This is a genomic window from Microbulbifer maximicatervae (SeqCode) (assembly GCF_052467225.1).
This window is the reverse complement of record NZ_CP174303.1, coordinates 3,113,705-3,139,794: the sequence shown is the minus strand read 5'-3', so window position 1 is coordinate 3,139,794 and position 26,090 is coordinate 3,113,705. Positions and strand designations below refer to the sequence as shown.

26 protein-coding genes are annotated in these 26,090 nt (G+C 49.0%); 6 read left to right on the top strand and 20 right to left on the bottom strand.

Translation table 11 applies throughout. The annotated features are described in order from the left end of the window. Positions 1 to 71: 71 nt before the first annotated feature. Together ACJJIZ_RS13865 and ACJJIZ_RS13860 are read left to right on the top strand one after the other, a co-directional pair. Positions 72 to 986, top strand: a complete 915-nt coding sequence (locus tag ACJJIZ_RS13865; protein WP_444913796.1) for an SMP-30/gluconolactonase/LRE family protein — start codon at positions 72 to 74, stop codon at positions 984 to 986. 112 nt (positions 987 to 1,098) lie between these two features. Then, the gene (locus tag ACJJIZ_RS13860; RefSeq protein WP_444913795.1) at positions 1,099 to 1,668 is read left to right on the top strand and encodes a carboxymuconolactone decarboxylase family protein; all 570 of its coding nucleotides are present in this window, start codon (positions 1,099 to 1,101) and stop codon (positions 1,666 to 1,668) included. Between the two features lie 249 nt (positions 1,669 to 1,917). Here ACJJIZ_RS13860 and ACJJIZ_RS13855 read toward each other — a convergent pair whose 3' ends face one another. From ACJJIZ_RS13855 to ACJJIZ_RS13845, 3 genes are read right to left on the bottom strand one after another with little or no spacing between them, the layout of a single operon-like run. Next, entirely contained in the window at positions 1,918 to 3,501 is a 1,584-nt protein-coding gene (locus ACJJIZ_RS13855) for a PepSY-associated TM helix domain-containing protein (RefSeq protein WP_444913794.1), read from the bottom strand. A gap of 21 nt (positions 3,502 to 3,522) precedes the next feature. After that, positions 3,523 to 3,795 carry a hypothetical protein gene (locus ACJJIZ_RS13850; RefSeq protein ID WP_444913793.1) on the bottom strand — a complete coding sequence of 91 codons (273 nt, stop codon included), beginning with the start codon at positions 3,793 to 3,795 and terminating at the stop codon, positions 3,523 to 3,525. Between the two features lie 4 nt (positions 3,796 to 3,799). Continuing rightward, the gene (locus ACJJIZ_RS13845) at positions 3,800 to 4,117 is read right to left on the bottom strand and encodes a hypothetical protein (protein WP_413661967.1); all 318 of its coding nucleotides are present in this window, start codon (positions 4,115 to 4,117) and stop codon (positions 3,800 to 3,802) included. A gap of 196 nt (positions 4,118 to 4,313) precedes the next feature. Here ACJJIZ_RS13845 and ACJJIZ_RS13840 point away from each other — a divergent pair, with 196 nt between their 5' ends. Next, positions 4,314 to 4,898, top strand: a complete 585-nt coding sequence (locus ACJJIZ_RS13840; protein ID WP_444913792.1) for a hypothetical protein — start codon at positions 4,314 to 4,316, stop codon at positions 4,896 to 4,898. Between the two features lie 348 nt (positions 4,899 to 5,246). Here ACJJIZ_RS13840 and ACJJIZ_RS13835 read toward each other — a convergent pair whose 3' ends face one another. From ACJJIZ_RS13835 to ACJJIZ_RS13770, 14 genes are all read right to left on the bottom strand, one after another. Further along, the gene (locus ACJJIZ_RS13835) at positions 5,247 to 5,873 is read right to left on the bottom strand and encodes a LysE family translocator (protein ID WP_444913791.1); all 627 of its coding nucleotides are present in this window, start codon (positions 5,871 to 5,873) and stop codon (positions 5,247 to 5,249) included. Positions 5,874 to 5,993: 120 nt separating this feature from the next. Next, positions 5,994 to 7,805: a hypothetical protein gene (locus ACJJIZ_RS13830; RefSeq protein WP_444913790.1), complete on the bottom strand. Its 1,812-nt coding sequence runs from the start codon at positions 7,803 to 7,805 to the stop codon at positions 5,994 to 5,996. A gap of 176 nt (positions 7,806 to 7,981) precedes the next feature. Beyond that, positions 7,982 to 9,019, bottom strand: a complete 1,038-nt coding sequence (gene hypE / locus ACJJIZ_RS13825) for a hydrogenase expression/formation protein HypE (RefSeq protein WP_444913789.1) — start codon at positions 9,017 to 9,019, stop codon at positions 7,982 to 7,984. Next, positions 8,985 to 10,112 carry a hydrogenase formation protein HypD gene (gene hypD / locus ACJJIZ_RS13820; RefSeq protein ID WP_444913788.1) on the bottom strand — a complete coding sequence of 376 codons (1,128 nt, stop codon included), beginning with the start codon at positions 10,110 to 10,112 and terminating at the stop codon, positions 8,985 to 8,987. The genes hypE and hypD overlap by 35 nt, the downstream gene beginning before the upstream one ends. Positions 10,113 to 10,123: 11 nt before the next feature. Further along, positions 10,124 to 10,348 carry a HypC/HybG/HupF family hydrogenase formation chaperone gene (locus tag ACJJIZ_RS13815; protein WP_444893906.1) on the bottom strand — a complete coding sequence of 75 codons (225 nt, stop codon included), beginning with the start codon at positions 10,346 to 10,348 and terminating at the stop codon, positions 10,124 to 10,126. Continuing rightward, a complete protein-coding gene (gene hypF, locus ACJJIZ_RS13810; protein ID WP_444913787.1) occupies positions 10,348 to 12,663 on the bottom strand; it encodes a carbamoyltransferase HypF in 2,316 nt (771 codons plus the stop codon). Before hypF ends, ACJJIZ_RS13815 begins: the two co-directional genes overlap by 1 nt. Beyond that, entirely contained in the window at positions 12,653 to 12,925 is a 273-nt protein-coding gene (locus ACJJIZ_RS13805) for a hydrogenase/urease maturation nickel metallochaperone HypA (protein ID WP_282932830.1), read from the bottom strand. The genes hypF and ACJJIZ_RS13805 overlap by 11 nt, the downstream gene beginning before the upstream one ends. Further along, positions 12,888 to 13,376 carry a hydrogenase maturation protease gene (locus ACJJIZ_RS13800; RefSeq protein ID WP_444913786.1) on the bottom strand — a complete coding sequence of 163 codons (489 nt, stop codon included), beginning with the start codon at positions 13,374 to 13,376 and terminating at the stop codon, positions 12,888 to 12,890. Before ACJJIZ_RS13800 ends, ACJJIZ_RS13805 begins: the two co-directional genes overlap by 38 nt. Beyond that, positions 13,345 to 14,709, bottom strand: a complete 1,365-nt coding sequence (locus tag ACJJIZ_RS13795) for a Ni/Fe hydrogenase subunit alpha (RefSeq protein WP_444913785.1) — start codon at positions 14,707 to 14,709, stop codon at positions 13,345 to 13,347. The genes ACJJIZ_RS13800 and ACJJIZ_RS13795 overlap by 32 nt, the downstream gene beginning before the upstream one ends. Positions 14,710 to 14,752: 43 nt before the next feature. Then, entirely contained in the window at positions 14,753 to 15,571 is an 819-nt protein-coding gene (locus tag ACJJIZ_RS13790) for an NADH-quinone oxidoreductase subunit B family protein (RefSeq protein WP_444913784.1), read from the bottom strand. Further along, the gene (locus ACJJIZ_RS13785) at positions 15,547 to 16,356 is read right to left on the bottom strand and encodes an FAD/NAD(P)-binding protein (protein ID WP_444913783.1); all 810 of its coding nucleotides are present in this window, start codon (positions 16,354 to 16,356) and stop codon (positions 15,547 to 15,549) included. The genes ACJJIZ_RS13790 and ACJJIZ_RS13785 overlap by 25 nt, the downstream gene beginning before the upstream one ends. Continuing rightward, positions 16,346 to 16,834, bottom strand: a complete 489-nt coding sequence (locus ACJJIZ_RS13780) for a cyclic nucleotide-binding domain-containing protein (RefSeq protein WP_444913782.1) — start codon at positions 16,832 to 16,834, stop codon at positions 16,346 to 16,348. The genes ACJJIZ_RS13785 and ACJJIZ_RS13780 overlap by 11 nt, the downstream gene beginning before the upstream one ends. Continuing rightward, the gene (locus tag ACJJIZ_RS13775; RefSeq protein WP_444913781.1) at positions 16,831 to 17,952 is read right to left on the bottom strand and encodes a 4Fe-4S dicluster domain-containing protein; all 1,122 of its coding nucleotides are present in this window, start codon (positions 17,950 to 17,952) and stop codon (positions 16,831 to 16,833) included. Before ACJJIZ_RS13775 ends, ACJJIZ_RS13780 begins: the two co-directional genes overlap by 4 nt. A 160-nt stretch (positions 17,953 to 18,112) precedes the next feature. Continuing rightward, on the bottom strand, positions 18,113 to 18,544 hold the full coding sequence (locus tag ACJJIZ_RS13770) for a hypothetical protein (RefSeq protein ID WP_444913780.1): 432 nt from the start codon (positions 18,542 to 18,544) through the stop codon (positions 18,113 to 18,115). A 441-nt stretch (positions 18,545 to 18,985) separates the two neighbouring features. Between ACJJIZ_RS13770 and ACJJIZ_RS13765 the strand changes: the two genes are divergently transcribed. After that, positions 18,986 to 19,417, top strand: coding sequence for a hypothetical protein (locus ACJJIZ_RS13765; RefSeq protein ID WP_444913070.1), 432 nt, complete (start codon positions 18,986 to 18,988; stop codon positions 19,415 to 19,417). A gap of 36 nt (positions 19,418 to 19,453) precedes the next feature. On the opposite strand, the gene ACJJIZ_RS13760 is transcribed toward ACJJIZ_RS13765, so the two are convergent. Then, entirely contained in the window at positions 19,454 to 20,599 is a 1,146-nt protein-coding gene (locus ACJJIZ_RS13760; RefSeq protein WP_444913779.1) for a hypothetical protein, read from the bottom strand. Positions 20,600 to 20,867: 268 nt separating this feature from the next. Here ACJJIZ_RS13760 and ACJJIZ_RS13755 point away from each other — a divergent pair, with 268 nt between their 5' ends. Together ACJJIZ_RS13755 and ACJJIZ_RS13750 are read left to right on the top strand one after the other, a co-directional pair. Beyond that, positions 20,868 to 22,529, top strand: coding sequence for a VRR-NUC domain-containing protein (locus ACJJIZ_RS13755; RefSeq protein WP_444913778.1), 1,662 nt, complete (start codon positions 20,868 to 20,870; stop codon positions 22,527 to 22,529). Positions 22,530 to 22,531: 2 nt separating this feature from the next. After that, positions 22,532 to 24,964, top strand: a complete 2,433-nt coding sequence (locus tag ACJJIZ_RS13750) for an ATP-dependent DNA helicase (RefSeq protein WP_444913777.1) — start codon at positions 22,532 to 22,534, stop codon at positions 24,962 to 24,964. A 7-nt stretch (positions 24,965 to 24,971) separates the two neighbouring features. Here the strand turns inward: ACJJIZ_RS13750 and ACJJIZ_RS13745 are convergent, their stop codons facing one another. Next, positions 24,972 to 25,343, bottom strand: coding sequence for a VanZ family protein (locus ACJJIZ_RS13745; RefSeq protein WP_413665805.1), 372 nt, complete (start codon positions 25,341 to 25,343; stop codon positions 24,972 to 24,974). A 20-nt stretch (positions 25,344 to 25,363) separates the two neighbouring features. Further along, positions 25,364 to 25,972, bottom strand: a complete 609-nt coding sequence (locus ACJJIZ_RS13740) for an HD domain-containing protein (RefSeq protein WP_444913776.1) — start codon at positions 25,970 to 25,972, stop codon at positions 25,364 to 25,366. Positions 25,973 to 26,090 lie beyond the last annotated feature (118 nt).

Sequence of the window (26,090 nt, the reverse complement as noted above, 5' to 3'; positions counted from 1 at the left end):
CCTTACGACTCAATAGGTACTCGCCCCCTTCATCAGCGTGAATGCGCACTTTTCATATTGGAGGATTTACGGTGGTAGAAATCGAGTGCCTATGGGAGTGCAATGATGGATTGGGTGAGACACCGATTTGGTCAGCGGAAGACAAGTCTATTTATTGGGCTGATCACGTTAACCCCGAACCTGATCCCACTGATGCCCGGCCTCCATCCATAAGAAGTTTCAATATCGAAACAGGCGAACGCAAGACCTGGGAGATGCCTGAACAAATAGGCTCCTTTGGCTTCCGCCGTGGAGGCGGAATGATCGGAGGTGGATGCTCCGGTTTCTTTGCGATCGACTTGGAAAACAGACGTGTCGATACAATCGTTAATCCTGAACCCGGTAGGCCTCACAGTCGTTTGAATGATGGCAAAGTGGACCGTTATGGGCGTTTCTGGTGCGGCAGTATGGATGTTCGTTTTAAAGACAAATCTTCCTATCTCTATTGTTTGGAGCCCGATCTAACCTACCGAAAGGCCGATAAGGATTTTCGCTTTGTTGTAGCCAACGGCATTGCTTTTGACCCTGAAGATACGCGAATGTACTTCGGGGATACCTTTGGACATATGGTTTACGTATTCGATCTGGATATCAGTGACGGCCGGATTAGCAACCGGCGCCCTTTCTTTTCCATAGAGGACCGACAACCAGGAATTGTCGACGGTGCAACGGTAGATACGGAAGGGTTTTACTGGTTTGCGTTGAATCTTGGGGGCAAAATCTTGCGAGTAGATCCCAAAGGAAGGCTTGATAGAGAGATCGACCTGCCGATTCGAGGCCCTACCTGCATCGCTTTTGGCGGTAATAATTATGAGACACTGTTTGTCACATCTCAGCAGTCATTCCTCACTAAAGAGGAACTGGCTCGACATCCTCAACCGGGCTGTATCTTAGCCGTTCACGGGCTTGGAATTCAGGGGCTTCCTGAGCCAAAGTTCGGCAGTTAATCTGCGGTTGAATGCAACTCTTCAAACAGGCATCCCGAATCTTGCGTTCTGTCGGGCTAGAATCTTGGTGTGTGATAAATCTGAATCGCCAATTGGACAAGAGAGGTGTCAGTTGCGTATCCCTGCCATCCCACCTGAAGAACTCAGCGAGGAACAGAAACCCCTTTACGAAGATATGAGTAATGAGATGAAGGGGTATTTCACAGGTTTCATCAAGAAGCGCAAGGATGGCGCTTTACTGGGGCCCTGGGCACCGGCACTGCAATATCCCAGGTTTGGAAAGCCCTGGTGGGACAATATCAAGGCTATTGCAGGCAAACCCACGCTTCCTAAGACCGCTCGGGAGGTTGCGATTCTAATCACCGCAGCTCATTTTAAAGCGGGTTATGAGCTGTATTCCCATACGGTTATTGGTGAGAAGAGTGAGTTAGCAAGGAGCAAAATTGCCACTATTGCAGCGGGCCAGCGTCCGATAGACCTAACTTTTGAGGAAGCCGCTGCTTATGATGTCGCCGCATCACTTGCAGCTGGAGGCCGCCTGCCAAAGGCTACTTGGGAGATGGCCGTGAGTGCTTTCGGTAACGAGGGCGCCGCCGAACTGGTCTTTCTCGTGGCTGGCTATCATCAGGTCTCTGCCATTTTAAATGGTTTTGATATTTCCATACCTGGCGACGGGAGTTAAGGAAAATCTCGGTTCGGGAGGGGGAAAGAATGTTTTGGTTTTTCCAGCCCAACTCCACACTCATCCTATATGTAAGTTGTGAAAAGTAGCGTCCTCTCAATGCTTGAAAGCAAATACCACTCTCTTCGAGAGTAATTGAGAGGAAGGTAAAGTGTGTAGTTGGGATAGGTTGCAGCGCCCTATTCCAGTGCCGTACAGATTCTATAGAGTTTACGAGATGGCATTCGCCATCTCGCAGGAAATAGCCCGTTATTGGGCGGCAACAGCTTGGGGGATATCTGCAGACTGCTTTGACTGGGATACCTGCCTGTAGATATATCTGCTCGAATAGAGGCAAATGACCCCCATTACCAGGGCGCCCAAGTCAGTGAAGACCACTGGCAAAGTGACGGACTTCCAGGGGATCAGCAGACCATTTCCAGTTACCAGCGCATTCAGCAGCGGGATGCCGCACAGCAGCAAGCCTGCACAAAGTGAGAGATCTGCTAATGCGGGTTTTATCTGGCGGCGCAACATCGCCCAGGCTATGGCCACTCCCCATACAGAGAGATACACCATTTCAATCCAGTGAAAGCGCTGATCGCCACCACCACCGGGAGGTAACAGCTTATTGGCATAGAAAGTGGCCGCGGTGGCGACAACCAAACCGGCACAAACCCCTACCGTGAGCAAACTGAGGAACCAGCCGGAACCTCGGGTATTAATATCACCAGAGGGGAGCTTTTGCCTCTGTGCCTTGCGAACCTGCCAGATAACGGTGCCCGTTACCATCATCAAACACAATGCCAATCCCAACACAAAGTACAGGGCTTTTATCAGGAAGCCACCGTAGAGTGCGTAGTGAAGTGGAGTCAGTGAAAAATACACCCGCATAAACGGACCTGAGTCCTGCACTGGGTTATTGATATTAACTACTTCGCCATCTTCACTGCGGTATTTGACATCTACAAAGCGCACCAGCGCCTCGTTTGTTTGGCCCGAGACTTGGACAACCTGATTGCGATCCCCGTAGGCCTCCACATAAATGGCTTTGGGTTTCGCATTAGGCACTTGGTCCTGGTAGCGCAGCAGCATTTGGTTATAGCTATTGGACAGCAAAGGCTCGCCAGTTATCTCAGGATGTTCCCCCACTACCGAGGCGACTGCTGCTTCCACATTACCTTCAAAAGCAGAAAATGCAGCAACCTGGATCATAATGCCATTCAGGCCAAGTATTGCGCCGGTAAAAGCAATCACTATATGGAACGGTAGCGGCCAGACCCCTAATACTTTGTGCAGGTCTGTCCATTTGAGCCGCCTGCTGCGATCCACACGGAATTTAAACATCTCTTTAAAGATTTTCTTGTGAATGATGATGCCACTTAATATGGAGAGCAGCATCACCAAGCCCATCAGTCCAACTAGGTAGCGTCCAAAAGGCCTGGGAAACAGTAGATCAGTGTGCATATACGTCAATAGCTCAGCGAAATCAGAGCCGCTGGGCGGCAGCACTTCACCGGTATTGGGGTTTATATGGCGTACCTCGGTTTCCTCGCTTTCAGCATCAGTCCAGAGCACTTCCAGCATAGGATGGTAGTAGTCTGGCATTGAGATCATAAAAAAGCTGTCCTCACCGATATTTGCCTCAGCGAGCACCGGAGCGACCAGTTGATCTACATCCACAGGCGCTTCAGCATCGAAGGCAATACGATGCTCGGGGCGTTCCCATTGGGTCAGCTCGTGGCCAAATAGTGCGACCACGCCGGAAAAGGAAATTACGAATAGCAGAATAGAAAATAACACCCCAATCCAGGAGTGAATTTCGTAAAAAAGGATATTGCTACGCTGTTGCATTTAAGTTGGCTAGACCGAAAATTATAAAAAAGAAAGAGCGCTTAGTCCGAGCATGACCAGCAACAGGGATAATAGGTATGCCGCTGCGCGCCAAGTGGAGGCGGCGAGTAACCCCATACTCATATACCCGACCCATAAAAGTGTCGATAACATAGATCCAGCTGCCATCCGTTCTGTTGGCTCGGCGGACGGCCAGTAAATCGACAACATCACCGTGCTGGAAAACATCAAGATAATGCTCAGCACAATGGTCAGGGCGACCTGTTGCCAACTGATTTTTATATAAGCAGCCATAGAGTTATCCGATAGTCAGAAGAGCCTGCTCTAATACCAACAAGCCCACTACTGACAGTGGAAAATGGCGAAGCAGCCAATTAGGTTTGATTGGGGCGAGCAGTGCTTGTAATAAAGCGCAGAACATCGCGACACAAAGCCAAATGGGTATCCCTACCTCCCAACCATATAGGAATCCATAAGGAATTGAACTCACCGGAAGCACCCACCAGGCAATTCTTTGTAAGCGCTTAAAACTACTGAGCTGTAGATCTTTATGTCTGGTTACAAAAATAAGTAGTACAGCCAAATAAGTAAGTAGGAAAGCCACCAGGTTAGACATTGAAGTTTTCCAGCCTTCTTTGCTTAGAGGTCGCGGATTTTTTGAACATTGCGCTTATTCTTTACAGAAATGGAGTTTCGTAGTTGCAAATATTGCCTTCAATACTGGGAAGCTTTGTATTTAGCGATCTACCGGGTTTAAATTTAAGTCACAAATAATAATCATTATCAGTTGTAGTCTATCTTAAGATACATGTTTGTTCAATTGGCTTGAAAATGCAGACAGACTGGAAGCTAGTAAGGAAGAGGTGCTAAGTTCTTTTACCTTTCTTCCATATCTTATCGTTCATATCATGTGGATTATTGACTTCGAAGCCAGTGGCTTATCCAAGCAGAGTTACCCTATAGAAGTTGGCCTCTGCTCTGAAACAGTGGAATACCAGGCGCTAATAAAACCAATGCCACACTGGTCTTATTGGTCCGATGATGCTGAATCGATACATAACATTTCCCAATCAAAGCTGGAATCCAAGGGTATTTATCCAACTACAGTGGCTTATAGCCTAAACAGGATTCTTTCAGGCCAAGTTGTCTATTGTGATGCCCTGCACTGGGACAGTTTTTGGTGCAATGCCCTTTTTTCTGATACTGGCATTCATCAGGAGTTTGAACTCAGGGATATTCAGGAGCTAATTGGTGGCTCTGAAAATCACCTAAGAGCATTCATTAATGAGCGCGAAAAGCTGGAGGACTCTGACAAATTCACAGTTCATCGAGCACTGGATGATGCAAAAATAATCAGGAAGGCACTAGAAGTAGCATTAGCAGGCCGACATGAGTGAGTAGCTTTAGAGCTAAGTAAAACGGTCGTCCTCCTTAGACTAACTAACAGAGAGCAGTAATTAGGGAGCCTCTGAGTAACTCCGTGATACCTCTGGCATGCAGAGCGGTTCACAATCAAGGCGCGGCTTCGCAGGAATGTCTAGACCTTTCAAGAAGTCGCAACGCGGAGTGTGAATCGCTCTGCAAGCCCCGAAGGGCGGGCCTTGAAGGCCACAGCTGCTGCGTTGCAGCTCTTGCAAAGGGCTACGGCCATTCGCGGCGAGCTGCGCCTAACATCTGCAGCCTTCAAGACCCGCAGAGGCATTACGGAGTTACTCAGAGGCTCCTTACTGCACCTAGTGGAGGCACTAACTCTTTGCCGCAATAAAAACACCACTTCCTATAAGTAAAGTCCCAGAGCCGTATTTTAGAGCCGGGGTCTTTCCTGATTGACTGATTGTTGACCGTGCTTTGCAGGCAAGGTACGCATAACCTGCCATCACACTGCCTACGGCTAGCGTTGCAATTGCAAATATAATTGCAATGTCCAAAGAAGCAACGCGAGTTAGATCGAGGAAGGCTGGAAAGAAGCTTACGTAGAAAAGAATAGCTTTCGGATTACCCAGCGTGGTGACTAAGCCCAGTAGAAAACTTGAAAAGCTGTTATGGGAGTGGCTTGTAGCTATTTGGTTTTGGTCGACTTGTCTTTTCTTTGCTGAGAGAAAGATATTCATTCCCAGCCAGATAAGATAGGCTGCTCCAGCATATTTAATAACGATGAATAAGCTCCCCAAGGTTTCGGCTAGCGTTGCTAAGCCAAGCAGAGCTAACAAAATAAAGAAATAATCACCTACAACAATTCCCATTACTGTAATTAATCCCTGGCGCAAGCCGAGTGTCACTGACCGGGAAACAACAGCTAATACTCCCGGCCCAGGTATCAGTGCTAGAACTAGCATTGAAATGAACAGAGCTAAGGATGTAGAGATTGTCATGGGGTACTCAGTGATTTTTAACTATTGATTCTATATGTTCAAATATTGAACGCAACCTAATTGGGTCTGTACCCCAAAATGGGGAGCAGACCCAGCTAGTCAGATAGATATGGCGATGAATTAATCCTGTTGCATACCATCAACCCATTTCGGTTTCTTGGGGGCGATAGGAGCGAATCGATATAGCTCCCAACCGCCATCAGGGTTGAGATTAAATGGGTTCGCTGTTCCAAGCCACATGAAGGTTGGGTGATTAATCATCGTTCTAAAACCGAAGTTAGCTGAATTGCCCACACCGTTTATAGTTGCAGGAATAGCGCGCTGATTTGGCGAGAGAAATCGATAGAGCTTTGCGCCAGATGTTACCGGGTTGGATAGTGCGTTTTCCAGTAGCATAAGTAGTTCTGCTGGAAGTTCACCTGCGGGGTCAGTTCCACTCTCTATTAGAGCTGCAAATTGCTTACTGACATCTAGGGTACCCAGATACATATTGTCTCCAGTTACACCCAGGCGCCATGTGTATACATTAAATGGCCAACCCAATCCGGCTCTGCCTAGCTTTGGGGCCCCAGCCAGTGTCTGAGTATCCACAAACTCATTACTATCTGGGTCCCAAACCTGGACACTTTGATACCCATATAGGACATTAACCCTCGGTTTCTTCTTCCCTTTATCTCTCTTACTTTTTCTGGTGAATCGGTCACCACTGAACACAGTGGTTGCACGATGAGTTGCGATTATGGTTCCCAATTCACCAATAGGCGTATCCCAAGTTTCGCCATAGGCTTGAACATGGCTTCTGAAACCACCTAATGGAAAGTTAATCGTGCCCCAGTAGAGCTTTCCTTGCCATGATGTAATGTCTCCGCCCGCATAGGCCCGAGCACTGATGAGGTCTGGTTCGTACTCAGTGATGTTCCAGACCTCTTCCCACTCTTCAACATCACTGGGCTTAAAGCCTCCGGGAGGTATCCTGGGGCTCATTACAATTCCCGAATAGGCCAGAACTTCTCCTGTTTGAGTATTAACATTGGGCCAGGTGGAGGAGAATATACGCCCTCTATGTACAGTCAGGTTTGCAGGGGTGCTTTCCATGGTTCCCACTGCTTCAAACTTGAATGGATCATGCAGATCGCCCATCCAGCGAAGGACTTGGCCTGATCCACCCAGGTCTTCTTGTAATCGAACGCCTGTGTACAACACACCTTTGTAATTTAAAAACTTACGGATGTTTGAATACTCAGGGAATCTTTTCGATCCCAAGTACTGCCCGGTACTTGCCTGCCAAGCCATCATAATGATGCTGTTACCGCCGCCCTCGCCGGCTATACCTTCTTGGACACCGCCGGGTCCCGCAAGAAAAATAACATCGTCAGCATAGCCACCCGAGCGGAACCCCAATGTGTCTTGAAGAAGTGGGTCATAAGTGGGGGTTATTTCTGTTACTTCCAGGGTACAAGTGTCCATGCGGTAAGCTGTCGGTGCCCGCCAATCGCCAAGGTTTTTAAGGTTGGGGTTTTCCTGGGCCAGTATCCCTTGATTGAATTCGCATACCCATCCCTGGTTTGGCGCAAATATTGGAGTCAAAACTGCATCCGGGGCCGCTTGTGCGGTACAAGGAACGTTGGCACCTGTTCCCCAATACAAAAACTTGGGAGATTCAGCCATTCCCCAGATCTGTGCACTATTGCGTTTAGGCTCCCCCGCAGAACATACCCCATCGACCAATTCCGGGTAGGGTTGGCCAATACCGTTAAAGCACTCGTCGATCGGTGCTTTAAATAGTTTGTCAAAACGCGGCTTAACCCGCTTGCACCTTTTGTCTGGATGACCGTAGGACCCAACTTCCGGTGCAGCCCATTGAGCGTTTGCAGAAATTGGAATTGTGGAAGTTAAAAGTAACGAAATTGCAAAGTACGCGGTGACTCTCATGAATATGCCCTGCCCTACTACTTACCGCTACTGCGGAACATTCAACGGTTAAAAGGCTTGTAGGTCTTATTAATCGCAGACCAAATGGGTCAGCAATATCCAAGACTAAATAGAGATTAGGATCTTGAAAGTGAGAGGAACTGATTAATTCTATGAATATTCTGCCAATAAAATCCTTAGCAAATTCTCGGTAGTTGTTCCCCTGGTAACCTTTGTAATAACCGATCGCATCCCAAGCTGTTCTTCAGAATGACTTGGGCGCAATTTCTTTCTTCAATTGTACCGATAAAACCACAGGCGCTTTCCGCTGCTGCTTCTTGAAGGATGGAAATTGCCTGCTTGGAGGCGCCTTCAGGGACAATAGCGACAAAACGTCCCTCGTTTGCAACATATAGTGGGTCGAGGCCCAAAATTTCACAAGCGCCCTGTACGGCATCGGATACTTGAATTTTGCTTTCTTCCAAAATGAAGGTTTTTCCGCAGCTCTCTGCTAGCTCCACCAGTGCAGTGGCAAGCCCACCACGTGTGAGATCTCGCAGACAATGAACTTCAATTCCGGCATTGATCATTTGTGCAACTACACCATTCAGTGGTGCACAGTCGCTGAGGAGATCACTTTCAAACTCGAGTCCTTCGCGGCAGGCCATTACCGCCATTCCGTGGCGGCCAATATCGCCGGATAGAATAATAGAATCACCCTGGCAAATGCGGTTGGGATCAATGGGTTGTTCTCTTATCAGGGTACCGATGCCACTGGTATTGATATAGAGCCCATCCCCCTTCCCTTTCTCTACCACTTTGGTATCGCCGGTGACTAAGGTAATTCCTGAGTTCCGGGCAGCCTCAGCCATCGAGATCAGAACCCGTTGGAGAGTTTTCAGGGGTAACCCCTCTTCGAGAATCAAGCCGCAGCTTAGAAACTTGGGTTCCGCGCCTGCCATGGCCAAATCGTTGACGGTGCCATAAACGGCGAGCTCACCGATATTTCCTCCGGGAAAGAAAAGTGGTGAGATGACAAAGGAGTCGGTGGTAAATACGAGCTGATCCGGTTTCCATGGAAGTGTTGCACTGTCATGGGCCTGGGATAGCCAGGGGTTAGAGAATACAGGTTGAATATATTGATCGATCAAGCGTTGGGTCATCTCCCCACCGCTGCCATGGCCAAGGCGTACGACCTCGTCAGCGGTTGGTGGAATTGGACACTGCAGATTCATTCGATTCCACCTGATTCTGGTAGCGATAGTAGGCCGCGCAAGCGCCTTCAGTGGAAACCATTGGCGCCCCCAGCGGTTGCTGGGGTTGGCAGGTCTTAGCGAAGTGAGGGCAATCCCCAGGCTTCTTTAGCCCCAGCATAATATCCCCACTGATACAGCCCCTGTTTTCAGAAATGCTCAATGTTGGCAGATTGAATGTTTGTTCTGCATTAAATCCTGAGTAATCATCGCTCAATACCAGACCGCTAGCGGGAATTTCACCTATGCCGCGCCACTGTTGTGTTGCTACTTTAAAAACCTGTTTAATCAAGTCCTGGGCAACGGTATTACCTGTTTTAGTAACCGCGCGCTGATATTGGTTTTCTACTTCACTGCGACCACTTTCTAATTGACGGACACACCGGAGTACGCCTTCAAGAATATCCAGAGGTTCAAAGCCCGTGATCACTATTGGAATCTGGTGTTTTTTCACCAAGCTGCGGTACTGACGATATCCGGTTATTGCACAGACGTGACCGGCAGCTAGGAAACCTTGAATCCGGCAGTCTTCACGGGCACATATCGATTGAATCGCCGGTGTAACCAAAAACTGGGATATCAATGCGTAAAAGTTGTCGATTTGCTTTTGCTTGGCGAGGGACAGCGCCAGGGCATTGGCGGTAGCAGTCGTTTCAAAACCCACTGCAAAGAATACGACCTGCTTGGTGGGGTTCTGCTCTGCCACATTGAGCGCTTGCAGCGGCGAGTAAACAATACGGACATCGCCTCCGGCAGCTTTGACCTCTAGTAAATCTCGATCTGAACCGGGGACTCGCAACATGTCGCCAAAGGAGCAGAAGATAACATTCGGTATTGCAGCAATCGCAATAGCTCTATCGATGATTTCCTGAGGTGTGACACAAACCGGGCAACCGGGTCCGTGTACTAATTGAATCTCCTCGGGCAGTAATTGCTGCAAGTTGTATTTTGCGATGGCATGGGTTTGCCCTCCACAGATCTCCATTAGAGTCCATGGGCGAGTAGTGACTTTCTGAATCTCTGCCGCAATTAGCTTGATGTTCTCGCCGTTGCGGTATTCCTTGAGGTATTTCATTACAGGCTGACTCAACCCAATGTTTTGAGGTACTCGAAAACCTTATTTGCTTCTTTTGCTCTCAACTTGCTGATCGCGACTCCAGCATGAACGATCACGTAGTCTCCTACTTCAGCCTCGGGTACCAGTGATAAATTTACAGCTTTACTGATACCGCCGAATGAAACTTTTCCAGTGCGCTCCATGGCTGATTCTTGCTCTATTAATTCGATTCTTCCGGGAACTCCCAGGCACACTAGGAACTCTCCTCTCCCAATGATTGCCCAGCAGCATCCATACATTGTGCGTAGTGGATCTGGCCCAGCGATATTCCGCCATCATTTGGGGGGACCTCGCTGTGGCTGTGAACGGAAAAGCCCTGGCTTTCCAGGAGCGCAGTGACGGTTTCGGTAAGCCGCTTGTTCTGGAATACACCGCCGGACAGAAAGATATTCTTTTCACCTTGTTGCGTTGCTACTGCCAGCGCCATCTGCGCGAGGGTGTTGTGAAATGCAGCGGCCCTTTGTGGCAGTGATCGGTTTTCATCGTAGATCAAAGCACTAATACAGGGTGTCCAATCCAGTTCCAGCAGATCCCCTTTTTGAATAAGAGTAAAGGGGTAGCAGTCTTTAGAGCTGACGCCACGGGAGCACTGCTCAAGAGCCATGGCGGCCTGCCCTTCAAAGCTGGTATGCGTAGTCAGTCCCAGGAGTGCGGATACCGCATCGAAAAGGCGGCCGACAGAGCTACATGGTGGACTGTTAATCTCACCTTTTAACATGGTGACCAGGTTTTGACGCTCGCAGCGGGTGAAGCAGCGCTTCAATTGTCGATTTTCCAGGGCGACAAACCCTGAGATTTCATACAGAAGCCCGGCCGCAGAGCGTCTGGGCTCTCGTACGGCCTTTTCACCGCCTGGCAGCGGGAATGTGCGAAAGCTGGCGATGTGTTTGACAGGAGACTGTCCATTCCAGTGAAAGAATTCTCCACCGCGAACAATGCCACTGCGGTCGTAACCAGTTCCATCCCAGCAGATTCCCAGTGCAGGTCCTGAGTGAGCGTGTTCTGCCATGCAGGAGAATAGATGGGCAATATGGTGTTGAACGCCAATACGCACAGCTCTTTGCTTCATAGCCCAGCGGTGAGAGGTATAGCCTGGATGGAGGTCGTGGATTAATTTTTTCGGGCGGCACTGCTGTAGTTTGGTGAGATCGCCAATAGTTTGGTTGAAGTGCTTCAGGGTATTGGCACTACCTAAGTCGCCAATATGTTGGCTCGGATAAGCCCACCCGGCGTGAGACAGTGCAACTGTGTTTTTCAGGTCCGCGCCCAGGGCCAGGAAGCTCTCTCGTTCACCTTCGCCCTTTGTGCCTGGAACAGGCAAGGTGATGGGAAGTGGCGCGTAGCCCCGGGCTCGACGCAACATCAGCGGACGGTTATTGACCACCCTGAGTACAGAGTCATCCAGCGGGCGCAAAATTCGGCGATTGTGAACCAGAAAGTAGTCAGCGATTTTACCCAAGCGCTCAAACGCCTCATCATTTTCTGTACAAATAGGCTCTTCTGCGAGATTACCGCTAGTAGCGACAAGAGGGGCTCGATACTTTTGCGCGAGCAAGTAATGTAAAGGTGATGCAGGCAACATCACCCCCAAGTCGGCAAGGTTTGGAGCGACCAGCGGATGTATCCTGGAGTGATTGTCATCCTTCGCTTCCAGTAGAACAATCGGCCTTTCTCGGGTCGATAATAGCTGCGCCTCTTGCTCTGAGACGCAGCAATCCTGGCAGACACTTTTCAGCTCGTCATATAAAAGCGCGAACGGCTTGTGCGGACGTTGTTTGCGCTGGCGCAAGTTGGCGAGCGCCTTACCATTGGAGGCGTCGGCTAACAGTTGAAAGCCGCCCACCCCTTTAAGGGCAATAATTTTCCCCTGGGCAAGGGCATCAAGGGCTTTGGATAGTGCCCGACTCTTCTTCGCAATAGTAACGCCGGCAGTATTACAGAAAAGCAATTGAGGGCCGCACTGGGGGCAGGCATTGGGCTCCGCGTGAAAGCGCCGATTGAGGGGGTCCCGGTACTCCCCCGAGCATTTTCCGCACAGGGGGAAGTGGTGCATGGAGGTGTTGACACGATCGTAGGGCAGTTTGTAAATGATGCTAAAGCGGGGGCCACAAAGAGTGCAGCTAATAAACGGGTAGTCGTAGCGGCGATTGTTAGGGTCTGACAATTCCCTGAGGCAATCATCACAGGGAGCCAAGTCTGGTAAGACGATGGTTGAGCTGCTGGCATCACGGACACTGGGTAAGATTCGAAAACCGTATTCTGCTTGAAGAGCCACCGGATAGGATTCAATGTGAGTGATGCGACTGTAGGGAGGCTTCTCTGAAGATAACTTATCGATAAACTTCTCGATTTCCCGGCTTTTGCCTTGGACTTCAATTCTCAAGCCGCCGCTATAGTTGGCCACCCAACCTTTTAATTGAAAGCTATCGGCCAAGCGATAGACAAAGGGCCGGAATCCTACTCCCTGCACCAATCCGGCGATTTCAATCCGGCGGCGTTCAGTGGCCATCGGTCTCCTCAAACTTTAAGCTCTCCAGGATTACATCCTGGGCTTCCTTGTGATTAATATCCTTAAGCTCATCAATTTCCAGCTTAATCCCCTCGAGAGAAGTCCCGAGTATCTCCCTGTCAAAATGCTCCCTCAGATGCGCTGCAGACATATGCGCCAGGGCACCCAAGCGCAAGCGAACGCCGATCGGCCTGCCGGGTTCATCAGAGGCCAGTTCCTGGATTTTATCGATCAGGTTTTTGATGAGATTCTGTTCGTGCATAGTGGTCTCCGCTGTATAGCGTTAGGTGCGCGATAATCATTTGCTCTGCTCGATGGGCTGCACTGGCCACTTTGGGCGATAACCCCTGTCCTTTTGCCAGACTTTCTGAGTTGATCGCAAAAACATCCAGATGTGCCGGCAGCGAATCAATATGCTTTCCCATGGCCAGCGCTTCGGTTAGCCCAAATCCATGGCTTGATGTATTGCACATCGATGGAGCAAGAGCACTCTCAAGCCCATCAATGGCGACGACCTCCCCGATAGGGTGCTGATCGCTTACCATGGCGTCTACGAGGCAAACCCATCGACCTTTCCATTGCGTGAGCAAATGTAAAATATCGCCACCGCTTTCGAGGTATTCCACCGCCCCTCCAAGTTTTTGGCGAAGTCGAGCGATGATATGTGGCCCTACTCCATCATCACCGCGCAGGGGGTTCCCCAGGCTTACCATTAACCATGGATTGCTTACTTTGCGCTTGCCCATAATTCAAATGTAGCTGTAGGAAGTGAGTGGAGCAGGAAATGCAGGGGTCGTAATTCCTTATCGCCCGTTCACATAGCCCCTGTAATTTATCCTCAGGAAAGTGCATAAAGCTCGGCAACATTAAGCGGAGGTCATCTTCGATGGTCTTCTGGTTTTGGGAGGTGGGAGCGACAATTTTTGCTGTCGTAATCTTGCCTTTCTCATCAATATCGTAGCGATGATATAGAAGCCCACGGGGTGCTTCGGTGGCTGCACAGCCGCTTGCGGTTCTCGGCTCGGTCTTTAAATGAGGCTCGGCTGGGGATTGGTATCTATCAATAATATGCAGGGCTTCTTCAAAGGCATGTAGTACCTCCAGGCTCCTAACGAGGATGCTTTGGAAGGGATTTAAACAGGGGGCGGTAAAGTTGATCTCCTCCGCTAATTGCAATGCTCGAGGCGACAGCTTGTCGCGATTAAGGTTGTAGCGTGCGATGGGGCCCACCAGATAGGCACCCCGCTCCCGTAAAGTACAGTGCAGCGCGGTGCTATGAGCGACGTGCTCTTCTTCAAAGTGGTTCTCATAGTCTTGGGCGCTAATATTGAGTCCCGCACTGGAGGTGATCCTGCCCTCGTTCATTGGGTATTCTGACGGGTGGGTTAGAGCGACAAATTCGTAGTGATTATCCCTTCGCCATTCGTAGCTGGGGAAAGGCAAAGCTGCGGACCAGCGCACCAGTCGCTCGGTGAGATCCCGGGCCATTTCCAGCTGCGCTACCAAGGCTGTGAGTTCACGAGCTTCCGGAACCTTGTAGAAACCCCCTACCCTCACATTAATCGGGTGTACTTCCCTGCCACCAATAAGGCGAACGAGGGCATTGCCCGCCTTTTTAATCTCCAGCGCGTTCTTAACAATCTCTGGATGATCCTTAGCCATTGCGACTGCATTGGGGTAGCCGAGGAAATCTGGTGCATGGAGCATGCTGATATGCAGCATATGGCTCTCGATCCATTCACCGCAGTAAAGCAATCGACGAAGCATACGCAAAGCGCCGTCGGGCTTTAGGTTCAGGGCATTCTCCATGGCATGCACAGCACTCATCTGGTAGGCCACCGGGCAGATCCCACATATGCGTGCGGTGATATCTGGGGCTTCCAAGTAATCGCGCCCTCTGAGAAGGGCTTCGAAGAACCTGGGGGGCTCAAAAATCTTGAGCTGTACATTTTGTACGCCGCTATCGTCGTAGTCGATATGGAGGGCTCCCTCCCCTTCGACCCGAGCGAGATAATCTACCTTAATCGTTTTGCTGCGATCCGCCATAAAGCTCACCTGGGGGCAGATTTATCACCAATGTTTGGGGGGATTAACGCTCCCCATCTTCTTGCCTATCTTCACTTTGTACTTTAAAAGAAGACGCTAGTGGATTGAAATTCCTAAGGTTTTCAACAATTAAAGCATTTTCTACATTTAGTTTTTCATCCCACCAGTGGCAAAGTGATTCGGTGTTGGGATTTTCCTTGGGACCGTAGCAAGCGTAGCAACCGCGGTTGTAACTGGGGCAAATAGCGCCACATCCCGCGTGTGTAACAGGCCCCATACAGGGGGTGCCATGGGCAACCCAGATGCAAACATTGCCGCGCAATTTACAGTCAATACACACCGAGTGATTGGCAACCTGGGGGGCTCGCCGGTGCAGGAATGCACTGATTACTTCGAGCAGTTGATGCTTGTTGATCGGACACCCCTGCAACTCAAAGTCCACTGCTACCCTCCCTGATATTGGTGTGGATTCCTTGAGAGTGGCGATATATTCCGGGTGGGCATAGACCACATCGGTGAACTCCTGCACATCGGCAAAGTTGCGAAGTGCCTGAATCCCTCCAGCTGTTGCACAGGCGCCAATACTGATTAGAAAGCGGGACTGACGTCTGACCTCTAGGATTCTCTCTTCATCTGCTGGCGTGGTAATGGAGCCTTCAACGAGAGAGATATCAAAAGGACCCTCTTTCACCTCACTGGAAGCCTCCAGGAAATAGGCGATATCTACCTGGGCTGCCAAAGAGAGAAGCTCATCCTCGCAATCCAATAGGCTCAATTGGCAACCATCACAGGAGGTGAACTTCCAGACGGCAAGCTTGGGGGTAGGATTACTACTAGCTATAGGCTGTTGATTTGAAACCATGAGCGAATATCCCGGTAGCAAAAGACAGGGCCATCTTTACAAACAAAGTTAGGTCCCCACTGGCAGTGGCCGCAGATTCCAATGGCACACTTCATGTTGCGCTCCATGGATAGATAGATATTGGATTCAGTCACACCTTTATGGAGAAGAACCTGTATGCAAAAGCGCATCATGATCTCGGGTCCACACACAAACACTAAAGCATCATTGCACTCCAAATGAGTGACACGCAGAGGGTCGGTAATCACACCAATATGCCCGTTCCAGTCTGTGCTGGCGTGGTCCACAGATGTCACCAGTTCAAATGAGCTGCGCCAGTGACCAAGCTCTGGCTGGTAAAGCATTTCTTCGGGGCGACGAGCCCCATAGAAAACTTGTAGACTCCTGGCCGGCAAGTGCCCCTTAAGAAAGCTGTAGATCAGGGGTCGTAAAGGCGCTAGCCCGAGTCCGCCGGCGATGATCACTAAGGGGCGATTTTCCGCCAAGTGAGTTGGCCACCCCTGCCCGAATGGTCCCCGGATGCCCAGTTGCGCTCCAACTTCCAGTTTGCAAAGCGCTTGGGTAGCAAGTCCCTGACCTTTAATCGTATGGGTAAGTGGCTCAGCCGATGACGTACTCGGGCCACTTAAGGAGATAGCAGCCTCCCCGGCACCAAAGGCATAAAGCATGTTGAATTGCCCGGGCTGAATGGGTGATGGGCCCCTAGCCTCTCGTGTCAGGGATATAGTGACAGTGCCAGGAAATTCTTCGCGTCGATGGGTAACACGCCATAATTCAGGGATCACAGCGAGGGATTCCCTGTGACGGATGTGGCCCGTAAAGGTCCAACAATTGTATTCGTGCTGCCTGCAGTCGTTCTGTAGCAACTTTGGTAAACCGTTTCATCAATTCGAAACCGAGTCTCGGTTCTTTTTCGCACTTATCTCGGAGGCACTGCCCGCCAAGTTTAAGGCTGCGAACTGAGGTCAGGGCCCGGGCATCGAAAGCACTCAAGTAGGGAGGATACAGCCAGGACCAGCCGAATATATCTCCACCGTGCAGTGTCATCAGGCAAAGAGGCCCATAGTTGGGGACAAAGGTTTCTACCGCGACACGCCCAGATCGAATTAAGAAGAAATGGTTAGCTGGAGTGTTTTCCCTGGCAAGGTATTCGCCTTCTTTATAGTGACTATTACTTGTACACCCGGATAGGAATGCCAGGTCGTTGTCTGCCAACCCGGCAAAGAAAGGGTGCTCCTTGAGTAAGGTGGTGACAACTTTCATTTTTGTTCCTGGACGCGAATATTCTGTATCTCTTCCGTGATATCGATGCCTACGGGACACCAGGTAATACAACGTCCACAGCCGACACAGCCAGAGCTGTCAAATTGGTCATACCAAGTGGCCAGTTTGTGAGTCATCCACTGCCGATAGCGGCTGCGGGTATCCGCCCTAACTGGGCCGCCAGACAAATAGCTCAACTCAGCCGTAAAGCAGGAATCCCAACGCTCCCAGCGCTGCGCTTCATTTCCTGTTAAATCTGTTGTGTCCTCAACGGTTGAGCAGAAGCACGTGGGGCAAGCCATAGTGCAATTGGCGCAGGAGAGGCAGCGTTCCGCGACTTTATCCCAGTTGGGGTTGTCATAATTGCGATAAAGCAGCGTCTTTAGGTCAGAGCTGTCGAAGCTGCGGCGACCGTTACTCACTTGATTTTCGGCTTGCTGAACGGCAGCTTGCCCCTCTTGTTTCTCCGCTTCTGAGGCGCCAACAGTGGGTAGTTGCTTTAATACACTGTTGCCTTGAGGGCTGCCGCTGCGTATGAGGAAGAAGTGGGCATCGGAGGTCAGAACTTCGGTGATTACCAGATCACTGGGCAGTCGCACCTGCGGGCCTGTGTTCATTGCGGTACAGAAACAGGTATTTGCTGCTGTTGTGCACTCCACAGCAATAGTGAACAGCTGCGCTCGACGTGCCTTATAGCTGCTGTTGGCATAGTCCCCCTGGGCGAGGACACGGTCCTGGATAGCAATGGCGTGTAGCTCGCAACTGCGAACGCCGAGAAACGCTAACTTGACCGGAGGCTCCTCAATTTCCAGAATCTGAATATCTTCTCCAGAGCGACTAGCGCTCCAGATCTGGCGCTGGGGCAACTGGAGGAACTGCTTCCAGGAGTGGGGGCCAACGGCGTAGCCAAAATAGGCGTTGTCGTTGCGGCGCTCTACCCGGTATTGCCCCGCCTCTTGCTGATCCGTCCATCCTTGGGGCAGATCTGTGGGAGTTTCAATCTCACCATAGGTAATAGCCCCGTTATGCAGTATCGGGCCAAAGAGCTGGTAACCTTCACTGCGAATGACCTGAATCAAAGAATCCAGGTCATTCGCTGCCAGTTTAAGTATTTCCACGAATAGCCGAGAGCCGGCTCCAAAAGAGCAGTAGTTGGTGATCTACTGATTTTTAGGTCTGTACCGGTGAATTGCACTAAGACAAAAGTGCCAAAATGCTAAGAATAAAGTTTAGAGAAAAGCTATAGCTCTGAGTCCTTATTGAGGTGGGGTGCATCCTTTAGGCAAAATATTTCATAACCTTCTGATACTTATATACGACATACCATCTAAGCAAGATGATTGGCGCTGTGCTTGCCATCACAAGGGCTACACCTGCCCCGAGCTTGTTTAAGTTGATGGCGAGTAAAGAAAATTCAAAAATATCGATAAGCACTATAACTGGAATAAAAAAGATCCAAAGTTGTTCGAATCCTATTCTCTTGGCAAACGCTAATCCAAACAGTACGACGTAGAAAAGGGAGGAAACAACCAAGCTGATTACCAACCACCAAAAGGGGATGCCTGTGGAGCCATCGGTCAAGACCGTATATTGGGAATACAGCTCCAGTGGTAGAAGGATAAAAAAGACAATTTTCCAGCCTACACTAGGGCTATAGACGGCGGGGCGATTATCGAGTTCGCTCTCAGGTGCTTGATAAGGATTTTGCACGCTCTGCCCTTTTATTGGCCTTTGAAATTAAAAACTGTCGGCGACTTCAATCCTATGGGTAAGTGCATTTATAAGCAATTTTTGCCGGCTATTAATTACTGCAGACCAAATGTAGAAGTAGTTTGCCGATTATCGTTTAGTCTTTTGCATTCAGAGCTTAAAGATTGACATCATGGCTTTACCTTGCTAACACTACGAAAAAGCAGGCTATGTTGTCACATTTATGCGATGAGCTGCCTCACACTATCGATAAACTATATGTAGCAACTATTGACTTTGAAACTGCAGACAATATCCTCGCTGTTCAAATTTTGATAGTCAAAGAGCCTAACTGGTAAGTAATGATCACCTCTATTTAGCTCAGGGAATGGCGAGAAGTAACTTTCGGATTGGTAATTGGTGCCTATCTGGAATAGTGGTAAATAATAAGGACGTTTCGAGATGCAGGATATGTATCAGACACCAGATAGCCCCCTTACAGACTCTATTCCACACTACAAACCCAGTGCGGGTTGGAAGGTGCTCCTTTTTATTCTCGCTCCGCTGGAAGTCTATTCCCAATATCTTGGTTTCGCCGCCGATGAGTGGGACCTCCCTATTTGGTGGATGATTTTTAGTCTGGTAGTTTATATTGTATTTTTTGTTGCTTTGTTTGGATTGGCCTTCTCGAAAAGGATTGCCTTCTCAAATGCTTGGCGTATCTATTTGCCTATTTTAATCTGCACTGACGTATTTGAATTTTTCTCCGTCATCCATGAGTTCAATATGTCGGTACTGGAAATCCAAATCATTACTATGATTTGGATTTCAGTGATATTTTTTACTTGGTACGTTGTGTACCGATATCAAAAGGTGATGCGATATTTTAAATAATATCTAAGCTAGCCTTAACCACTTTCAGTTAGTGGTTTATTGGAAGGTATTGCCTACATTACCTGTGCCAGTTTGCGTGGTTAATGCGATTTCACCACTGCCAACCTGAGAGATTGTTTGAGTATTGGAAGTGCCGTTTTGTGTCGCAAGAATGCTGCTGCTAATACCGCTATGTTGATTAATCTGGGAAGAATTAGAATCGCCAAACTGATTTAGTATCAATGAACTGGTGAGCAAAGACCCGTCCTGCCCCTGATCTATTTGTGCTGTATTGTTTGAACCATCTTGGATTACTAGAGTGGTGCAGGAAATAAGTTCAATAGCGGCAATATTTTCGTTCCCTTGATCAAGATTTACCGTATTAGAAGAGCCGGTTTGCATTACCTCACCGCTGCTTGAGGTAATATTCTCCTGATCCACATTTGCAATATTATTGTCACCAATCTGGGTGACTATCCCAGTAGCAGCTGAAACATCAGTTTCTTGTTCTATTCTTCCAGTATTCGAATCACCTATCTGCGTTATTATTGCAGTGCTCGTCGTCGTGACTTCATCCTGCTCGATATCTAAAAAGTTGGAAGAGCCAGTCTGGCTGGCCATGGCAAAGGTAAAGGTTACATCTCTATCCTGATCTATATTGGCGAAGTTGGAGTCACCAACTTGGGTGAACACGGCGCTAGTGCTATCCACCCTTATACGCTGATCTAAAACCAATGTGTTAGACATTCCTTGTTGAGATGCAACAAGTGTGGTGGAAGTAACATCTTCCTGTTGCCGGACTTGGATGTCGTTTAAGTCTCCAGCCTGAGTGCCCGTGAAGGCGCTGAATTGAGCATCGTCCTGCAACAAGGTCGCTGTATTATCACTGCCATTCTGGGACAGGGAGGACGTAGTAAGCTGCGTTGCATTCTGTTGCACTGCTGAGGCCTGATTCAAATTTCCCGTCTGCACCAATTCAATAGTGCTTTCAGAAGTGCCCGTAGTTTGGGTTGCATCCGAGTCATTGAAATCGCCGATTTGGGTCTGAACAATCAAGTTGTTATGCACAGTACCATCGGACTGATCAGAAGTTGCACTATTGCCAGTACCTTCCTGGAATACCAGGGTGACATTATTATCAGCTAGAGCAGATACGCTGGCGGCAAATAGCGCGACAGCAGTCACAGAATTTGTCACTTTCATAGAGGTAATCCCTTATTGGTTAAATCTTATGGGGCGACTGCTTATAAGCCTCGACTGCAAGCCTGGATGAGCATCAAGGGAGTTGCCATAGGAAAAAATGGCTGAATAACTAAGAAGAAAGCTTGGGATTGTTGTTTGTTCACCGGGCTAACTTGCTGTATAACCATACAGCTCCAGAGTAACCTCTGCCTCATTGTTTGCATATCACGTCATAAGGATCTGGTATGCGGTATCGACGATAGATAGATCGAAAACTAGCGCTTGTGCCATGACCCAACCGATAGAATTGCCAACTGGCTACTACCTGGACAACTTTAAAGCGTTAATTGAATTTGTTAGCCAACGTTATTCCTGGCTTATCACCACATCTGAGCAAAATTTTTTTAAAACCTTCCAAGAGTTGGATATTTATAGCCAGCGGCTCTATGTGCGTTTGCTGTCCCGTAAAGGAGTACCTTCCTCTAGAGGATCGCTTTTCCGCCTGGAGAAGCTTAGCTATGGAGAGATAGAAAGTATTGAAAGTGCTGCAGCTGTTTTGCATCGCGCTGGACTGCTTTGTTTTAATCCGGTGTTAACGGCACAAGAATATCTACCACTATTTACCAAAGTTGAATTGCTTGCGGCAGGACCCTCGGGTATACCCAAGTCTCTAAGTCGTCCTTCCCTTGAGCAACTATTGCTCGAAGAACCCAGTTTGAGTGACTGGTTTGAGGAGTTGCTGTCTCGGCATCGGGTGCTAGCCGTCCAGGGTGCAGAGCATTTCCAGACTTTCAAACTGTGTTACTTTGGCAACTTGAATCAGAATCTTACCGACTATGTATTGCGGGATCTTGGGCTTTATCGGTATGAATCCTATCCGCTGGATAAGCAAAATCTCCCCTTTCAAAGCCGGGCACAAATTGATCAGTATCTGCTTTACTATCAATGCCTGGAGCTGTTAGAAGAGCCATTACTGGAAGATGCAGAAGCCATAATAGCCTTATCTGCTCAACTGCCAGAAGGTATTGATGGTGACTCAACCCTGGCTCGTCGGCTGGACAGGATACGTCTTAAGTTGGCACGGCAGCTTGAGCGGCTCAATGCTCTTGAGCAGGCAGATGCACTATATCAACTTTGTAAAACCCCTCCCGCCCGTGAGCGCCGCGCACGAATTGCCGTAAAGCAAGGGTACGACACTCTAGCATTGGAAATATGCGAGGAAATAATAGCCTCCCCTATGGACCAAGCAGAAAGAGAGTTTGCTCTTAGCTTTGGTTACCGCACAGCCAAACGAAGTGGAGGCCTCAACAACTGGCGGGCACCTCATAAAATCCAAGCCCCCACTGAAGTGATAAGTTTGGCGCAGGGGGAAAGCTGTGTTGAGCTACTGGTGGCAGAGCACCTTGAAGGTTCTAGCGGTGGTGAGTGTTTTTATGTAGAGAATACCCTATTCACCGGTGTGTTGGGCCTCTATATTTGGGACATACTATTTGCACCCGTGCCTGGTGCTTTTTTCAATCCCTTCCAGGTAGCCCCAGCTGATTTTCGCACTGCGGATTTTTACTATTCCCGCCAAGCGCTATTCACCCAGCGATTGGCTGAAATAGAGCATGAGTCCTTGAAGTCCCGTGTCCTCGCTAACTTTGCAGAGAAACAAGGTATTGCCAACCCTTTGGTTGCTTGGGAGGCTTTGTCTACAGAACTACTTGAGAAGGCGCTGGATAGAATCCCCCCAAGTCATTGGCGTTCAATTTTTACTCGCATGCTCAGTGATATCACACAGAATAGAAATGGGCTGCCAGACCTCATTTGCTTTACTCCCTCCGGTCACTATGAACTCGTGGAGGTTAAAGGTCCTGGGGATCGCTTACAAAAAAACCAAGAACGCTGGCTGGCGTTTTTTGCTGAAGAGGCGATCCCTCATCGGGTAATTCATGTGGAGTGGCACTAGCTTTGGATAGCTTAGAGCCGGCTGAGACTTTGAATCTTTCTGTAGGAGAGCTGGTCGCTTTTTCCTGCCGCAGCGGAGATTTGATTCGGGAGCCAACTTCAGGGCCCTCTGCCCAGGAAGGGATTCGAGCCCATCAGAAGCTACAAAAGCAGCGGCCCAAAGACGCTGAGGCAGAATACAAGCTCAAGACCCAAATAGATTGGATGGAACAGCAGGTTACTTTGAGCGGCCGGGTTGACATTTTTCACCCGAAAAGTGATTTGCATAAACCGGCTCAGCTGGATGAAATTAAGACCACTTATTTACCCCCATCGAAGTTGCCCGAAGCCGCCAAGAAATTGCATTGGGCCCAGCTAAAAATTTACGGCTATTGCCACTTGGTAAATGAAGGCGCTACAGGTGGTACAGATACAGTCGCCTTGCAAGTTGTCTGGTATAACCTCAAGGAGCGCAAGGCCTATCCAGAATGCATAGAGTACCGTTTTAGTGAGCTGGAGACCTTCACTCTTGAGGTTCTCACAAAATATTTGTGTTGGCACAGGGCTTGGCAGGAACATCGGCAGCAGCTTATTGAAACGGCGAAACAGCTCGCTTTTCCTTTCCCACAATACCGCCCCGGCCAGCGCCAACTGGCAGTGGAAGCCTACCGGTGTTTCCGGGACGGTGGTGAGCTGGTGGCTGAAGCACCCACGGGAACCGGCAAGACAATCAGCACCCTATTCCCAGCCATAAAGGCAATTGGCGAGGAAAAGCTGGATCACTTGGTTTACCTGACAGCAAAGAATTCCGGTCGGCAAATGGTGCGGGAAACCATTGAGGCACTTCAGGCGAGTGGTTTGCAGTTATCTTTACTTGAAATTCAAGCAAGGGGAAAAACCTGTGCCTGTAACCTGGGGCTTTGTACCCGTGATGATGACGGCATCTGTCCGAGAACAAAAGGATTTTATGATCGACTTCCAGTTGCAATGGATGCCCTGCTCGGCCGGCCCCTGTTAACTCCCAAAGAGATTGCTGATGTGGCGGATCAGCAGCAAATCTGTCCCTTTGAACTCTCCCTTCAAATATTGCCTTGGGTAGACTTGGTGGTATGTGATTTCAATTATGTATTTGACCCTTTGGTACGCCTGACCAGTTTTCAGGACCAGCGCAATCGCCGCGCACTGTTAATCGATGAAGCTCACAATTTAATCGACCGCGCCCAGGAAATGTACAGTGCAAAGTTATCCCGCCGTGATAGTCGCCGCGCAGCTAATGCTTGCAAAGGGCACTCTCCGACATTGCAGAGAAGTATCCAGTCTCTGGTTCGGGCAATTGAAAATTGGATCAAGCGATTGCGAGAAGTTGGTGTAGCTCAAAGCCACAGTGCTTTTGAAGGGGGTGAAGTTTGGGTCACTGCAGCAACAGGTGAAGAAGAGCATCCAGAATCGGTTTCCCGAGCGGTGCAAAAAGTGCTCTCCACGGTCAGCCAACTTATAGAAAGCTCTCAGTCGCCCCCGGAAGAAACAGCAGAGTGGTTAAGGTCTGTCTATCGTTACGCCGTTATTGAGCAGGAGCTTTCCGATCAGCATAAAGTCGTCACTCGGGTGATTGACCGGGATGCTCCCTGGCAGGAGCAGGAAATTAAGCTACTTTGTTTAAATGCTGCACAGTTTTTACAGCGATCCTATCAGCAAAACCAAGCCGCTTTACTCTTCTCTGCGACTTTGCGCCCAGCCAGCTATATATTTAGTCAACTGGGTGTAGAGCATGAGTCGCCCTACTTAAGACTGCCCTCGCCTTTTCAGCCGCAGCAACAGGGTGTCTTCCTGTGTCCATATATAGATACGCGCTACCAAGCCCGCGACCGCTCAATAGAGAACCTAGTCGACATTATTTCCCGTACCTTTTACAGCCGAGCAGGAAATTACCTGGTATTTTTTCCCTCTTATCGTTACCTGGAGCAAGTTGCTGAGAGTTTTAAGGCGAGATTCCCGGAAGTGTCCTTGTTACAACAGCTGCCGGGACAGGGAGAGACGGAGCGCGCTGAGTTTTTGTCTGGATTCAACGAAGGTAGTAAGAGCCTTGGGTTTGCCATTATGGGGGGCATCTTTGGTGAAGGCATTGACTATGTTGGGGAGAAGCTGGTTGGCACTATTATCGTCGGTACTGGGCTCCCGCAAGTTAATGTTGAGCGGGAGCTACAGCGCGATGCTGCGGAAACCACTGGCATCCATGGATTTGACATCGCCTACCGCTATCCAGGGATGACTCGCGTACTGCAAACTGCCGGTCGGGTTATACGTTCCGAATCTGATAAAGGTGTGATCATTCTGGTAGATAGCCGCTTTTCAGAACCTTTTTATTGGCAGCTTTTCCCCGAGCACTGGCAGCCGGTGATTTGTCGCAACACCGATCAATTAACCGGTAACTTAGAGCAGTTCTGGAGTTTAAGCTAAATCAGGTTTAGGAATTTCTCTCCCTCAACCCGAACTTTCCCAATACCCAAGCGATAAGGGTGCCGCTCAATATCCCTGCCGTATTGGCCGCGAAATCCAACCACTCACCCGTTCGATTCACGTAAGGTTGAAGTAACTCTATGCCACCGCTCCACAGCACAAAAAATAATCCTATTAGCCACCAGTAACTAGGCCTGCGTAGGGCGACGGGGAACATCAGTGCACTATAGGCAATTAAGTGATTGGTTTTGTCGGTGCCAGGTATATTAGGTACTTCGGGAAGCGGAAACAGGGATAGGCTCGTAATAATGCACAAAAACACCACTGTTAGCAGAATCCAGTAGTTGTAGACGAGCCTTAAGGGAAGTTGAATTATCATTTAAACCACGCAAGAGTAGGTCAAAAGGCCTGTAAACTTCTTTTAATATTACTTCGAGCTTGAGCATCAAAGTGACTGTGAAAGTAATCGGTGTGATAAAGCCTTTTCTGAGACAAAAATTCCCTTAATAGTTCCCTGCGTTTCTTTTTGTAAATCATAATCGGTACCAGCCGATACTCTTTACGGACTTGTTTTTCATAAGCTTCGAAAACGCTTGTATTGGCACCCAGGATCGTTAGGTCAATGTCGATAATTAGCTTTTCATCAATACTAACTGGCGTGTAATTGTGGCAGGTTGCCATAATCAATTGGTACACCCTATCCACTCCTGCGGGACAATACCCGGAATCGATCAGGAACTTTTTTGCCCATAGAGCACTGTTTTCTTCATTCTTAGAGGAAAATGGCTTGTAAATCGCATCGTGAAACCAGATAGCGAGCTCGACCTCATGGGGGTGCTCGGCAAGCTCTGCAACTTTATCAAAGTGCCTCAGCATCGCATCAATGTGATGCCCCGTATGATAATACCTGTGATTCTCTGCATACGAAGAAACTAGCTTTTCGAAGCACTGAAGGGATTCAGGAAGATTGAGTGCCCCCATTAGGTTGAGCCATCTATTTTGGTTCATTGGCTAACCCTCGGAGCGTCATCTTTCCGAAAACCCGTAGCTTGTAAAATGTTTTTCCCTGCTAATACCAAATAAAGCCATGCCTTTCTCCATCGATTCCCCAATAAGACGATATGAA

Bases quoted from the DNA above. Each gene is read 5' to 3' on its own strand.
- hypF (WP_444913787.1), bottom strand. From the start codon at position 12,663: ATGGCCACTGAACGCCGCCGGATTGAAATCGCCGGATTGGTGCAGGGA.
- ACJJIZ_RS13830 (WP_444913790.1), bottom strand. From the start codon at position 7,805: ATGAGAGTCACCGCGTACTTTGCAATTTCGTTACTTTTAACTTCCACA.
- ACJJIZ_RS13800 (WP_444913786.1), bottom strand. From the start codon at position 13,376: ATGGTAAGCCTGGGGAACCCCCTGCGCGGTGATGATGGAGTAGGGCCA.
- ACJJIZ_RS13850 (WP_444913793.1), bottom strand. From the start codon at position 3,795: ATGGCTGCTTATATAAAAATCAGTTGGCAACAGGTCGCCCTGACCATT.
- ACJJIZ_RS13845 (WP_413661967.1), bottom strand. From the start codon at position 4,117: ATGTCTAACCTGGTGGCTTTCCTACTTACTTATTTGGCTGTACTACTT.
- ACJJIZ_RS13755 (WP_444913778.1), top strand. From the start codon at position 20,868: ATGACCCAACCGATAGAATTGCCAACTGGCTACTACCTGGACAACTTT.
- ACJJIZ_RS13745 (WP_413665805.1), bottom strand. From the start codon at position 25,343: ATGATAATTCAACTTCCCTTAAGGCTCGTCTACAACTACTGGATTCTG.
- hypE (WP_444913789.1), bottom strand. From the start codon at position 9,019: ATGAATCTGCAGTGTCCAATTCCACCAACCGCTGACGAGGTCGTACGC.
- hypD (WP_444913788.1), bottom strand. From the start codon at position 10,112: ATGAAATACCTCAAGGAATACCGCAACGGCGAGAACATCAAGCTAATT.
- ACJJIZ_RS13805 (WP_282932830.1), bottom strand. From the start codon at position 12,925: ATGCACGAACAGAATCTCATCAAAAACCTGATCGATAAAATCCAGGAA.
- ACJJIZ_RS13760 (WP_444913779.1), bottom strand. From the start codon at position 20,599: ATGAAAGTGACAAATTCTGTGACTGCTGTCGCGCTATTTGCCGCCAGC.
- ACJJIZ_RS13855 (WP_444913794.1), bottom strand. From the start codon at position 3,501: ATGCAACAGCGTAGCAATATCCTTTTTTACGAAATTCACTCCTGGATT.
- ACJJIZ_RS13740 (WP_444913776.1), bottom strand. From the start codon at position 25,972: ATGAACCAAAATAGATGGCTCAACCTAATGGGGGCACTCAATCTTCCT.
- ACJJIZ_RS13795 (WP_444913785.1), bottom strand. From the start codon at position 14,709: ATGGCGGATCGCAGCAAAACGATTAAGGTAGATTATCTCGCTCGGGTC.
- ACJJIZ_RS13765 (WP_444913070.1), top strand. From the start codon at position 18,986: ATGCAGGATATGTATCAGACACCAGATAGCCCCCTTACAGACTCTATT.
- ACJJIZ_RS13780 (WP_444913782.1), bottom strand. From the start codon at position 16,834: ATGAAAGTTGTCACCACCTTACTCAAGGAGCACCCTTTCTTTGCCGGG.
- ACJJIZ_RS13835 (WP_444913791.1), bottom strand. From the start codon at position 5,873: ATGACAATCTCTACATCCTTAGCTCTGTTCATTTCAATGCTAGTTCTA.
- ACJJIZ_RS13790 (WP_444913784.1), bottom strand. From the start codon at position 15,571: ATGGTTTCAAATCAACAGCCTATAGCTAGTAGTAATCCTACCCCCAAG.